Below are 13,075 nucleotides of genomic sequence, written 5' to 3' on the forward strand. Positions count from 1 at the left end.
GATGATTGAACTGAAACACATCACAAAGCAATTTCACGTCAATGGAGATACGATTACCGCGCTCGAAGACGTCTCCCTCACAATCGAAAAAGGGGAGATTTTCGGCATCATCGGTCGAAGCGGTGCCGGTAAGAGTACGCTCATCCGGATGATCAATCTATTGGAACGACCGACGACAGGTGTCGTTGAGATTGAGGGACAAGACATTACACAGTTAAAGAAAAAAGAACTCTCTTCGCTACGTCAGCGAATCGGGATGATCTTTCAACATTACAACTTATTGAAGACTGCGACCGTTGAAGAAAATGTCGCCATCCCGCTCCGCCTCGAAGGGCTCGGGAAAGGAGTCATCTGTGAACGGGTCGACCGCTACCTCGACATCGTCGGTCTATCCGAACATCGGAACCATTACCCTGAACAATTATCAGGCGGACAAAAACAGCGCGTCGCCATTGCTCGTGCGCTCGCACATGAACCGGACATCCTCCTCAGTGACGAGTCGACGAGCGCGCTTGACCCTGAGACGACGGAATCTATTTTAGAGTTATTGCTCGAGATCAACCGAAAGCTCGGTTTGACGATTTTTCTCATCACGCATGAGATGGAAGTGATTGAGCGAATTTGTGACAGGGTTGCGGTGATCGATCACGGCGAAATCATCGAGCAAGCGAATGTGTTGGATGTCTTCTCAAATCCAAGACACGAAACGACGCAACGGTTCTTGAAGACGAACCTCGACGTCCCGGAAGAAGTCGTGTCGGAATTACAGACGCGTGGCACACTCGTCCATCTATCGTTCATCGGCAGTCAGACGGAACAGGCTGTGCTCGCCCAGTTGACGAAACGATTCGGCATCCTACCGAACATCATCGGAGGCGGGATCAAGAAATTGAAAGCGGGTCTTGTCGGAAATCTGCTCGTTCACCTTGATGGGGATCACGATCAAACAGAACTTGCTGTCCGTTATTTGAAGACGAGCGGCGTAAACGTAAGGGAGGTGTCGAACCATGCAACAGTTCTGGACAGACTGGGGTGACCTGATTTGGACGGGGACGATTCAAACGTTGACGATGACAAGTATCGCGCTCCTTATCTCGACCTTGATCGGACTTCCGCTCGGGACGTTGCTCGTACTGACGAGAGCGAACGGGCGTCTCGCGAACCGATTCGTTTATGGTGGATTGTCGAGCGTCATCAACGTCATCCGCTCGATTCCATTCATCATTCTATTGTTTTTCATCTTACCGTTCACACGGTTCATCATGGGCACGACCATCGGGGTACAAGGTGTGCTGCTACCACTCATCGTCTTCACCGCGCCGTATATCGCTCGTCTCATGGAGTCTGCTCTTCTTGAAGTCGATCGCGGGGTCATCGAGGCATATGAGGCGATGGGGATCTCGACGAGAAAGATTATCTGGTACGTCCTCATTCGAGAGGCACGCTCTTCCATCGTTCTCGGATTGACGATCGCAACGATCGGTCTGATTGGCGCGACGGCCATGGCCGGTCTCGTCGGAGCCGGTGGGCTTGGAGATATCGCGTATCAATACGGGCACCTTCGTTTCGAACCAGAAGTCATGTATGTGACGATTTTTGTCCTGATCCTTCTCGTTCAATCGATCCAGTCATTCGGAAACCGATTGGCAGCCAAACTAAAACGAGCCTAAAAAAGAATCGTGTCGCTTTAGCGACACGATTTATGCGTTGTGGAGCAAGCGTTTTAATTCAGCGATGCGGTCATTTCGAGGAATAAACGTCCGAATCTCCTTTTCACTGAAACCTACTTGGATGCGATGATGGTCAAAGACGATAGGGCTTTTCAAAATTTGAGGGTTTGATGCGACAAAACTATATAGTTCACGAATCGACATCTCATCGAGTTTCTCTGCCGCTTGCTTATACACACTCTTTTGTACCGACAACAAGTCGGTCGTCCCATTCTCAGTCAGACTCAACATTTCTTTAAATTCACCAAAGGATAGGCCTTGGTCTGTCAATTTCTTTTCGATGAAGGGAATCTTTTGTTCCCGCAACCAATCAATCGTTTTTCTGGAAGAACTGCAGCTCGTATGCGTGAATACCGTGACCGTCACGACAACCACTTCTCCTTTACATCAGTTTGGTTCTAACTATTATCTCTCTTTATACGGTACGAACCGTGATTATGTTTCAAATCACATACAGTTTCTTTTTGATTGAAGACGACTTCGGACGGGTACAGGTTTCAAGAGCAACCACATAAGGAGGAATGAAGATGTTTGACTATACTGTACAGTCTGACCGTACCGTGGATGACGTCATCGACCGTCTAGGTGAAACGTTGAAAGAAGAATCGTTTGGTGTGCTATGGGATTTTGATTTGAGTGAAACGTTAGAGAAAAAGGGTCAAGCAATCGATGGGAAGTATCGCATCCTAGAAGTATGCAACCCGAAGGCGGCGAAAGAAGTGCTGTCGCAACATCTAGAAGGAGGTTACTTCCTTCCATGTAAAATCGCCGTGTTTGAAAAAGACAATCATACACATATTGGCATGCCTAAACCGACCACATTGATTCGTCTCATTGACGATGAATCGTTACAGGCCATCGCGGCAGACGTCGAATCTAGACTGCAACGTGCGATCGACCACTGTAAATAACTGAAGTACCATCCGCTCATGAAACTTGGGCGGATTTTTTTCGTATAGGACAGTTAGATAATGGTAAAATTGGAATATGATCAAAAGTGGAGGGATTGTATGTTCAAACGTGGTATGACAATCTTACTTGGCGCGTCCTTGTTAAGCGCATGTGGAGCATCTGACATAGAAGTCATTCAACTAGATTACATCGAGAAACAATGGAATGTCGAGAGTTATACGAAAGAAGGAGAAATCGTTCAAATCGACGAGACGAAAGAAGTACTCATGGCGTGTGAGGGTGAACGTACGACTGAACTAAAGGGAGATATCACTGTTTATCAGACAGTGTTTGCTGGGCGAAAGGGAGTCGTTCCATACATGGATCCGTACTCGATGAAGGTGGTTACCTATTTAGAGGGGGATGAACGATATGCGGTTTGTCGCGAAAGCTACACAAATCAGTTCGTAGCGCAAAAGATTGATTCATTCCCAACTTTCGTGAATACGAACGAAGGAATTGAAGTTCAACATTTACCAAGAGTCGAACAGGCGGCTACGATGGAACAGAATAACTTACTGAAGGCGGATTTTGCGGAGATTGATGGAAATAGAATCACGCCATTCTTACATACATTACTTGAAATTCAACCAGCTTTTTTTGGAGAACTCGAAATAGAACTTGGCGACAAGACGACCAGACATCCAATCGTTCAATTTGAACCGAGAGGAATCGAGATGCCTACTCCGCAGTTCGCCATCGGATATGATGAGAAAACGCTTCAGCCATATACCCTTTACTCATTTGATCGTCAATATTTCATGCAACGCTCTTTCAAATTTGCAGATATGGATGATTACGAGTCGATGGAAAATCAAGGATTTGAGGAGTTAAGCGTGGATACCATTGTCGAACCCGGAGAGTTAAAGGAAGGAGAAGCGGTTCCCTTATATTCATTCCACTACATAAAAGATGGCGAACCCGTGACTGAAACAATGACGATGCGCTATATTTCTGGAACTTTACTTAAGGAAGGCGAAGAACCTGCCTCTATTTATGAGGATTGGATGCATGATTCAGAAAAAGGACCGAGAGTCGTTGCGCACCGTAAACCGTTTGACGAGAATGCACTCACTTATCCTGATTTTATCGAAATCTCGACGGAAGAATCTGAACAAGTCATGGAAGTATTAAAGGAGGCAGAACCGGTCGGCCGTAAAGGTGAGCCTGCAGACTATCGATACTTGACGTTGACGGAAGGATGGAAAGGGCAAGAATTTGAAATTAGCTATAAACAGCGGTCAAAAAAACTTGATATCTATCTGACAGATCCGCTTCGCGATCAGACGTTTAAACTATCGAGCAAAGGAGCGGAAGTGTTCTTGGATATTTTCCCGGAGTACAAAGAGTCATGATGAAACGAATGCTATTCACGTTATGTGCAGTTGGAATTTTATCGGGTTGTGGTGGGGAAGAAGTAAGTGTCGTCAAACTTGAGCATATGCCAGCGCAATGGGATGTACGAGACATGAACTCGAACAGCTTTGATATCGGGCCGGAGACGTGGGCGAGCGATTTACTCCATGCATGTACCGATGACCCGATTCCCCAAATCAATGAAGACGTCACGGTCTATCATTCGTATGCATTGAACCGAAAAGCCATGATTTCGGACTACGATGCACATGCCTATAAGTTAGTGACGTATGTAAAAGGAGAGCAGAACTATGCCATTTGTCAGGATGGTTTTTCTCCAAAGATGAGAGTCGGACTGATTGAGGAACTCCCTTCGTTTGTTCAAGCATCAAAAGGCGTCACCATCCCAATCGTCCCGACTATCGGGATTGCAACGATTGAGCAAGAGGAGAGTGTCAAGGGGAGCGATTATTCCGATATATTCGAAGCCCCTGTCCATCTAGTTGACGGAACGATGATTCATGTGACCCCTTCCTTGAATGGAAGCATCACATTAACCATCGGAGAAGACGAAGGCATCTTTCCGCTCTCCATCATTGAACCTTACAACGCGCAAATGGGAGTTGTGACGATCGCACTCGGCTACGACGAGCAATCCCAAAAGGCTTATTTTTTTGCAGAGTCCGAAGGTGGGTTACTTTCCTACGATCCGGTTGTCACGATGACCGAAACCGATTATTTTCAACCAAAGCAATTTGAAGGGTTACAGGTTGAGCGGGTATTGCAGGCAGACTCGCTCGAACCCGGAGTCGAGACACCGCTCTACACGTTCTCTTTTGTGGAGAACGGAAAACGTGTGACGAAAGACGTCCTTATCACCTACACGGAACGCGAATTTGCGACGGCTAAATCGATTGAAGCAGACATCGAATCGAATCCTGCCGTACCAAGTGGTCCATTCGTTTTCGTCCATAAGACCCCTTTAAACGGAAAGGCAACGATTGATTATCCGAACGTGTTGCGCGCTGCAGGGATTGACATGTCTGATTTGATGGACGCCATCGATGGGGCAGAACCGGTCAAGCGCTCAGGAGATGTAGAAGAGTATTCACTTCTTACCATCATCGACGGATGGATCGGTCAGGAGTTTCAATTAAGCTTTAAGAAGCGCTCAAAAAAAGTGGATGTATACTTAACCGATGCCAAGCAGAATCAGACGTTTAAATTGACGAGCGCAGGTGCAGAGACGTTCTTCAGCTACTTTCCAGACTTAAAAAAGTAAAGGCGCCAGTTGGCGTCTTTTCATTTGGTAAATACTTCAAAATCAAGATATTGACCTTCTATACAAAAAGTAGGCAATGACAAATAGCTCAATACGTTACACTGAGATTCACGATTTAGTACGAATATCCTACGAAGAAGAAAGGTTGCTATAGTTGATGAGTACATTGAACCAGAAAGTAATTCATTCAGATGATGTATTTCGTTCCATCGAGACGAATATGGCGATGATTCGATTTGATCGGCAACGCCGGGTCGTCGATGTGAACGATACGTTCGCAAAAGCGATGAAATATAGACGTGAAGAGATGATTGGCATGCAACACCATTTGTTCTGTCCTTCCTCTTTTGTGAATAGCCCGGAGTACACGGCGTTTTGGGAGAAATTATGGAGCGGATTCAGTTTCTCGGATAAAGTGGAGCGCGAAAACGCAAAAGGAGAGACGATTTGGCTCGAGGCAACGTATATGCCAATCGTTGAAGGGGATGACGTAATCGGTGTCGTCAAAATTGCATCGGATATCACAGAGCGTCAACAAGTCATTGAGGATTATGCATATCGTTTCAAATCGATGACCGATGTGCTCGATGAACGGGCGAAGACAGGCATGCAAGATACAAAAGTATTGAATGAGACGATTGAACGTCTTGCCAAAGATGCAGCGGAAAACCTTCACGCCCTTCAGAACTTGCGTCGTCAAGCTGATGACATCGCTAAAATCGCCTTGTCCATCAAAGAAATCGCAGCACAAACGAATCTATTGTCTTTAAATGCCGCCATTGAAGCGGCCCGTGCTGGTGAACATGGGCTAGGATTCAATGTCGTGGCGACGGAAGTACGTAACTTGTCCCGTATGGTCGAACGAGCGGTCATCGACGTCAACTCGAACACGGAAGGGATGAACGTCGAGCTACGTAAGATTGTAGAAGGGGTCACCGCATCCAATCAAGAGATCCAGTTGAGCGCAAAGACGATGGAACAGACGATGGAGCGTTTCCATACGTTCGAGCAAGCGGCAGCCGAGTTACATGATACGGCTGACACGTTCACTTCCAACTTATGAACCGATTGACCCTTTGACGGGTCAGTCGGTTTTTTTGAGTTGCAATGTATGTCCGTTTTGCTTCAACCACAGCTTCGCATCATCCGTTTTAGGATAAACGGTTCGTAACGTATCCCAAAATGAGGCTGAGTGATCGAAATGGACGAGATGTGTCCATTCGTGAGCGATGACGTAATCCATCATCTCTTTCGGTGCCAGCATGAGGCGGACATTGATGGAGATGGTCCCAGTTGAACTACAAGATCCCCAGCGTGTCTTTTGGTGACCGATGCGAATCTTTTTCGCTTTAACGCCTAAGGACTGTTCGTAAATCGGTGCACGTTCGATCACATATTCACGTGCTCGTTCACGTAACCATACTTCGTAGGATTTTATTAAGGTGATCTCGTCCCAATCCCTCGGGACGAAAAAAGAGGAACCGTCATATCGGAGTGTCGTCCCATCATCTTTTTGGGTCGGATAATTTTTCCCATGAAAGACGAGCCCCTCATTGAGTACAGACGTCTGTTTCGGAAGATTGTGACATGTATGACGAATCCATGTGGCGTGTTCTTCTAAAATCCAATCGACGACTCCTTTTGATAAACGCGCTGGGATGCGTAGCTCGATGCCGTTAGGTGTGACATAAAATGCAGCTTTTTTCCTTCGCTTCTGTCTGACGATGTTGACGTTCATCCATAACCTCCTCTCCATATCTCGATTGAGTATATCGAAGTCGGCAAGAAACCGCCATGCTTTTTTGGCACGCAGTCGAACTAACTTTGATACAGTAAGGGAAGGAGGGATGAACATGAAATCAATTTTACAACAACAACTTGAACGTACAGGAACGAATTCGGTGAAGTGGGATGGGTTGGATCGTTGGTTCCATCTATCTGAAGATGTATTGCCACTCTGGGTGGCCGATATTGATATCCGTACTGCACCGTCTATTTCGGAGGCACTCGCCAAAAAAGCCGCTCAAGGAGAATTTGGATACACGTTGTTCGCGCCTGAAGCGCAGGAAGCGGTCCGCTCTTGGTACGAGCGACGTCACGATTTAGATGTCGACCCGAAACATGTCTTGTTTTCAAGTGGGGTTGTTCCTGCGTTGACGCATATCGTTGAGGCACTGACTGAAGTCGGGGATGGTGTTGTCATTCAGTCACCTGTTTACCCACCGTTCCATGAACTCGTTGTCGGCTCGAAACGTCAAGTATTCGATGCACCGTTGAAAGAAAACGATGGACGGTACGAGATGGACTTTGTCGCTCTAGAAGAAGCGATGAAGCAAGCCTCACTCTTCTTACTCTGTTCCCCACATAACCCGGTCGGACGTGTCTGGACGAGAATAGAACTCGAGAGAGTCGTGGAACTCGCAAATCGATATGATGTGATTGTCGTCGCAGATGAGATTCATGCGGATTTGACATTCCCATCCCAAAAACATACCGCAATCGGTTCGCTTGACCCTCGGGTGATCACAGTTAGCGCACCTTCAAAAGCATTTAACATCGCTGGGCTATTTGCTTCATACATCATTTGTCCGGTCGACGATTGGCGGAAGCAGATCACGAAAGTACAGAATAAACATCACGTTCTTCCTACACCGTTTGCGAATACGGCCATCGTTGCGGCCTATACCGATAAACGTGCGGAACAATGGCTCGATCAGTTACGAGAAGAACTTGAACAACAAATGTACGAGGTCATCGATTCAATCGAATCGAATCTGCCAATGCTCCATACAGCCCGCCCCGAAGCAAGCTATTTATTGTGGATCGACTTTTCTAAGCTCCCGATGTCTGCCGAAGAGAGGAAATCTTGGCTTCATCAAGACGTTCGAATCTTCCTATCCCCTGGAAGCCCGTTCGGTCCTCAAGGTGAGTCGTTTGAACGGATGAATATCGGGACACGTCGAGAATTGTTGGAGGAGGCGATTCATCGTCTGAGCGTTCAAATGGAACGAAAGGCGTTTGTGTAAAACGAGAATCGGGAAAAATTCACAATGAGACGATGAGAGAAAGTGAGTGGATGAGATGGAGACGATCAATTGGAAGAAAAAGATGGAGGAACAGTTAAGGCGAAGTGGATTCACCTTACAAGTCGAAAATATGTCCAATATCCGCTTGACTGAGATTCATGCGAGTTCTTCTCCGTTGATTTCTTATCCGCTGCGTGTCCGATTGTATGAGCGGATGGGTTGGCTCATGTGCACGGTCGACTCGCCGACGCTTGACCGAAATGAAGACCACCCTTTATTCGAGCGAATGGTAACAGCCGTGTTCGAACGGATTGTGCGTCATTTGTACAATGGTTATGGATTTCATATACTGACGTTCATCGGAGATACCGGGAACTATATCACCCCGAAAGATTCAGAGACGGGAGAAGTTGTTCGACTCGTCGCTCACTTGTGGAATGACCGATCTTACATCCATCTTGACACGTTCGAAGAATATCCAGCCCTGTACGTGACCCCACCATGGGCCCATCAGGCGTATGCTATCGAGAGCACAGACGAGGAATGGGTCATTTACGCGGGTAGGGGCGGGAGACCGTCGACTGATTATCGGGCAGATGGCGTTGAATTGAAATCCCATCGTTTGGCAGACGGAGAACTCTTCTTCCCGGTCGACCGTATCTCCAAAGACAAAGGAACGCTCGCCCTTGCGGAGTGGCTTCGTCTCGAACGGAGAGAGGTTGAAGACTTTATGATGTCGTTCATGCAGACGATTCGAAAGTTCGACCCTTCCTTCGGATTTGCTTGGGGCGGGACAGAGACATTCTTTCACGGTGTACCGGTCGAGCCATACGCTCAAGTCCTCAGGCTCGAGAGCGGCAAGCGTCGCTATCGCGTCATGAACAATACGGCGAATCGACTGTTTGCCGTATCGGATGACCCGAATGAGTGTCTGAAGGCAGTGAGCCGAACATTGGGGACGATCACGCTACCGGAACACCGCGTGTCGGCACTCGGTCAACTGGTCATGGGGATTTGGCAACAGTTTGAGACCGATGAAGAAACCTACATCCAAGAAGTCGCATATCGGGATATCTCGAAATTCCAGATGGAAGAGAAGATTGGTCATGCTTTGGCGAATCAGCAACGTATTCGCTGGATTGACAAAAATCACCCGCACCAGAATGTGATTGAGTATGCCCATCTTCGCATCACGTTCCCGAAGCGACCACCTGGCCTTGTCACTGTCGAACCTGCCGAATCCGGACATGAAAGAGGTGCCTTATGAGAATTGTTGACGCACGTGCCATGCCGATCGATCATGAAGACTTGATTGCAGTCACTTCGTCTTCGGTCTACTATCGAGAAAAAAAAGACCAGACGACTTTTTCCCTGTATCGCTTTGATGAAGAGGACGGGATGATTACCCAGTTGAACCGACGACCTTATGAAGACTTCGGATATTCGAAACTCTTCGTAGATGGGGACGTCGTGTACTTCTTGAACGAGATCCCAAGTGACGATGGCGTGATCAAGACAGAGTTGATTTCTTTCTCTTATAAATCAGGGAAAGAGGAGGTCGTGACGACGTTTGAAAAACGAGGAAACAGTACACTGTTCTGGGTACTCGATCATCGTTACTTCCTCTTTTTGACGGCGTTTGAATCGTCTGACGAAGCATGGTTGTATGATCGCGTGACCGGTCAGCAGGAGCGCATTCGAGACGAGCGTCTAGTCGGGAAGACGGAGCGGTTCCGCGAGCTTTACTTGTTCACGACCACATTTGAAGGCATCTCCTACATTGTCTGTAACGCCAGACTCGATGAATTCGACTACTACGACGCCCTCGACAATGGGCGAATTTCCCCAGACGATCCGATTGACCATTCGGAGGCGCTCCTCATCTGTCCACTCGAGGAGGCGGTCGAGGCGGTCTTTAATCAACGAGAGGAATTACCGTTCGATGACATTCTTCGATTACATGGAGAAGGGGACACGGTTCAATATTTGGGTGAAAAGGAAGGCGTTCTCCGATTTTCGGCGTTTGTCGACTCGTTGAATGAAGAAGTGATCTATGATTTGACTGCGCCTGACGTGTTACACGAAGTAGCAGTGGTCGACTGGGGTGCCTATGAACCGCTCGACTTCACATATGATGATGTCAGTTCGACAATCTTCATAAAAGTCGATGAGAGCGACATGCACACCGAAGTCATTGATATGGCGACTGGAGCGCGCTATATCGATGTGGAACCGTTTGAACGTGTCATCGGTCGTCGTTATCTCGTGCATGAGTATACAGAGGGTCTTACGAGCGGCGTCGTCATTTTCGATTTAGAGACAGAGGAACGCTTCGCATACGACAATGCTTATTATATGGTCATCGATGATGCTATTTTAATCTTGTCAATGTCTAGCACATAAATATAAACACCACCCATTAATTAGGTGGTGTTTATATTTGGATATATGGTTTACATAACATATTACTGTAAACCTGATATAGCGTGTTTTTTTCGTTCATCACCGATATGGGCATACACTTGTGTCGTTGCCACAGATTCATGACCGAGCAGCTGTTGAATCGTCAACACATCGATTCCGCTCATCGCCAGTCGAGAAGCGAACGTATGGCGAAGCTTATGTGGTGTCACTTGTTTATAAGTCAAGAAAGGGAGAAACGATTTCAACCGATCGATATGACTTTTTAACATGTGTTGAACCGTGCGGACAGCGATTCTTTTTCCTTTCTCGTTCTGAAACAATGCTCCCTCACTCGACGTTTGGCGATATTCGATGAGAAGGGGCTGTAGTGGACCTGCAATCGGGATGAGGCGCTCTTTGTTCCCTTTACCGATGACACGGATTGTCTCGGTCTCAAAGTTGATATCAGACCAGTTGAGCCCGACGAGTTCTGATACGCGCATACCGGTTAGCCCGAGCAGTTGGATGATTAGAAAGTCGCGTTCGCGATTTGCCTCATACCAGCTCGCCTCACGATTTGTCATCCCGACATTGCTTCGTACAAGCGTCGAGAAATCGAGCCATTCCGACTCTGTCAAATAGACAGGGTTCCGTTTTCCCCGTTTCGGACGCTCCACGGTTTGGAACGGATTGACCGTTGCCTGATTCGTCTCAATCAAGTAGTTGAAAAGTGACTGCAGCGTCGAGAGTTTTCGATTGATAACGCTCGGCGCATTCTCGAGCTCGAGCGCAAGATAGGTCGCATACGCTTCTGCGCCCGCATGGTCAATTTCTGTAAATGCGACCAACTCAATCGTTTCAGGATCGAGTTCGGTCCCACTTACATGTTCGACCCACCGGAAGAAGTCCAACACATCATAGACATATCGTTGAGCCGTCTGCTTCGAGTAGTGTTTGGCGGCTAAGTGATGGAAAAAATGTTGGATAAATTCCGGTAATCGATGCAACCCATTCAACTCGAATCGTTTTGTCGTCGCGGTTGTCGGTCGTTGACCGAGTTGGCGGAAAATACTCATCGAACCCCTCCTGTTCTGACTTGGTTCTTCCCATTTCGTTTTCCTTCGCGTAAATAATGATCCGCCTCTTTTACAATCTCTTCTAACGCGTCCTCTTGCATGCGGACCGCGAGACCGAACGTCATCGTAACATGGAGACGCTCACCCTCATATTCCAGATACGTTGCCTCGATTTGACGCCGTAATTGTTCGACCGACGCGTAAACATCTTCGGATTGTTCAGAGATAAAGAGTAAAAACTCTTCGCCGCCCCAGCGGACTACAATGCCATCGATGGAAGATAGGGTAGCCGCTACTTGTTGGATGACGCGGTCTCCGCAATCATGACCGTACGTCTCGTTGAACGATTTGAATCGGTCGATATCACAGAGCACTAAAGCGTAAGGGTCACCATCACGCCCCGCTTGTTCAATCGCTTCGGAGACGCGCTCGTGCCCGGCTTTCCGATTCAATAGCCCGGTCAATCCGTCCGTAGAAGCAAGGCGTTGTAATCGCTCATTTGACAGCTCGAGTTCATCCGTCACCTCAACGACGGCTTTCTCAAAGATAAACGAGAGACCGGCAATCATCATGACCGTCGAAAGGATGCAAAAAAGTCCGAGCGTCTGTTCAATGTGTTGCGGCAATGCCACAATCCCGTCTGACACATAGATAAAGAGAATGCTGTAAATCAGCATTGCGAGAGTGGTCGTCAAAATCCGTTGTCTCTCTGTCACGCTCGGCATGAAAAAGACACCATACGCCATCATGAGAATGAAGTAATGCATGTTGACATCCCAGCCTAAAATGATTGTCGAGATGATGGCGTTATATACGACCTCGATAAAGAGTCCGGTGAAGAAAATCCCATACCATTGTTTATGTACAAAATAGAACGAAATCGTGTAATATAAGACGCTCACACCATTCGAGATGAACAGTGAGGTCACATCCAATTGCCAAAACAATAGACAAAACAAAAGATGAACAAACCAGGCGATGACATTTCCGAAAAAAGTGATGCGCTCATTATATAACGTCCCACGACGGGCATCATACGTTGTTCCCATCTCACACCTCCTCTCATTCAGTATAGCGAAAAAGGGATCATTTTTACATAAAAGTCATCAAAACCATTCAAAAAAACGCTTATAAAACGTATTTATTATTGCGTGAAATAGATATTTCACGCAACGTTTATGAGTTACGTAATTGCCTTTGAATCGAATGGTTAATCGACCTATAAATTTTATCGCAAAATAAAAGGTAGAC

At 47.0% G+C, this 13,075-nt stretch carries 13 protein-coding genes; 9 read left to right on the plus strand and 4 right to left on the minus strand.

The genetic code is table 11. The features are described 5' to 3' along the window. Position 1: 1 nt before the first annotated feature. Together KNO85_RS06425 and KNO85_RS06430 are read left to right on the plus strand one after the other, a co-directional pair. Positions 2-1,036, plus strand: a complete 1,035-nt coding sequence (locus KNO85_RS06425; RefSeq protein ID WP_214787995.1) for a methionine ABC transporter ATP-binding protein — start codon at positions 2-4, stop codon at positions 1,034-1,036. Then, positions 1,008-1,670 (plus strand): methionine ABC transporter permease, encoded by a 663-nt coding sequence (locus KNO85_RS06430; protein ID WP_214787998.1) that lies wholly within the window; start codon positions 1,008-1,010, stop codon positions 1,668-1,670. The genes KNO85_RS06425 and KNO85_RS06430 overlap by 29 nt, the downstream gene beginning before the upstream one ends. A gap of 30 nt (positions 1,671-1,700) precedes the next feature. Here KNO85_RS06430 and KNO85_RS06435 read toward each other — a convergent pair whose 3' ends face one another. Beyond that, positions 1,701-2,096 (minus strand): Spx/MgsR family RNA polymerase-binding regulatory protein, encoded by a 396-nt coding sequence (locus tag KNO85_RS06435; RefSeq protein WP_214692466.1) that lies wholly within the window; start codon positions 2,094-2,096, stop codon positions 1,701-1,703. A gap of 161 nt (positions 2,097-2,257) precedes the next feature. On the opposite strand from KNO85_RS06435, the gene KNO85_RS06440 reads away from it, so the two are divergent. The 4 genes from KNO85_RS06440 (at position 2,258) to KNO85_RS14965 (ending at position 6,382) form a co-directional block, all read left to right on the plus strand. Then, positions 2,258-2,641: a DUF302 domain-containing protein gene (locus tag KNO85_RS06440; protein WP_214788001.1), complete on the plus strand. Its 384-nt coding sequence runs from the start codon at positions 2,258-2,260 to the stop codon at positions 2,639-2,641. A gap of 99 nt (positions 2,642-2,740) precedes the next feature. After that, complete coding sequence (locus KNO85_RS06445) at positions 2,741-4,036, plus strand: hypothetical protein (protein ID WP_214788004.1); 1,296 nt, start codon at positions 2,741-2,743, stop codon at positions 4,034-4,036. Continuing rightward, the gene (locus KNO85_RS06450) at positions 4,033-5,319 is read left to right on the plus strand and encodes a hypothetical protein (RefSeq protein ID WP_214788008.1); all 1,287 of its coding nucleotides are present in this window, start codon (positions 4,033-4,035) and stop codon (positions 5,317-5,319) included. Before KNO85_RS06445 ends, KNO85_RS06450 begins: the two co-directional genes overlap by 4 nt. A gap of 157 nt (positions 5,320-5,476) precedes the next feature. Next, a complete protein-coding gene (locus KNO85_RS14965) occupies positions 5,477-6,382 on the plus strand; it encodes a methyl-accepting chemotaxis protein (protein WP_214788011.1) in 906 nt (301 codons plus the stop codon). Positions 6,383-6,403: 21 nt separating this feature from the next. Here KNO85_RS14965 and KNO85_RS06460 read toward each other — a convergent pair whose 3' ends face one another. Next, a complete protein-coding gene (locus KNO85_RS06460; RefSeq protein ID WP_214788015.1) occupies positions 6,404-7,057 on the minus strand; it encodes a M48 family metallopeptidase in 654 nt (217 codons plus the stop codon). Between the two features lie 115 nt (positions 7,058-7,172). Between KNO85_RS06460 and KNO85_RS06465 the strand changes: the two genes are divergently transcribed. The 3 genes from KNO85_RS06465 to KNO85_RS06475 are packed head-to-tail and all read left to right on the plus strand — an operon-like array spanning position 7,173 to position 10,748. Further along, on the plus strand, positions 7,173-8,345 hold the full coding sequence (locus tag KNO85_RS06465; protein ID WP_214788018.1) for a MalY/PatB family protein: 1,173 nt from the start codon (positions 7,173-7,175) through the stop codon (positions 8,343-8,345). A 55-nt stretch (positions 8,346-8,400) separates the two neighbouring features. After that, positions 8,401-9,612 (plus strand): hypothetical protein, encoded by a 1,212-nt coding sequence (locus KNO85_RS06470; protein ID WP_214788021.1) that lies wholly within the window; start codon positions 8,401-8,403, stop codon positions 9,610-9,612. After that, positions 9,609-10,748 carry a hypothetical protein gene (locus KNO85_RS06475; protein WP_214788026.1) on the plus strand — a complete coding sequence of 380 codons (1,140 nt, stop codon included), beginning with the start codon at positions 9,609-9,611 and terminating at the stop codon, positions 10,746-10,748. The genes KNO85_RS06470 and KNO85_RS06475 overlap by 4 nt, the downstream gene beginning before the upstream one ends. Positions 10,749-10,810: 62 nt before the next feature. On the opposite strand, the gene KNO85_RS06480 is transcribed toward KNO85_RS06475, so the two are convergent. Together KNO85_RS06480 and KNO85_RS06485 are read right to left on the minus strand one after the other, a co-directional pair. After that, positions 10,811-11,824 (minus strand): tyrosine-type recombinase/integrase, encoded by a 1,014-nt coding sequence (locus KNO85_RS06480; RefSeq protein WP_214788028.1) that lies wholly within the window; start codon positions 11,822-11,824, stop codon positions 10,811-10,813. Continuing rightward, a complete protein-coding gene (locus KNO85_RS06485) occupies positions 11,821-12,873 on the minus strand; it encodes a GGDEF domain-containing protein (RefSeq protein WP_214788032.1) in 1,053 nt (350 codons plus the stop codon). Before KNO85_RS06485 ends, KNO85_RS06480 begins: the two co-directional genes overlap by 4 nt. Between the last annotated feature and the right edge of the window lie 202 nt (positions 12,874-13,075).

Origin of the sequence: Exiguobacterium sp. s124 (assembly GCF_018617485.1) — a bacterium.
Taxonomy (GTDB): Bacteria; Bacillota; Bacilli; order Exiguobacteriales; family Exiguobacteriaceae; genus Exiguobacterium; species Exiguobacterium aestuarii.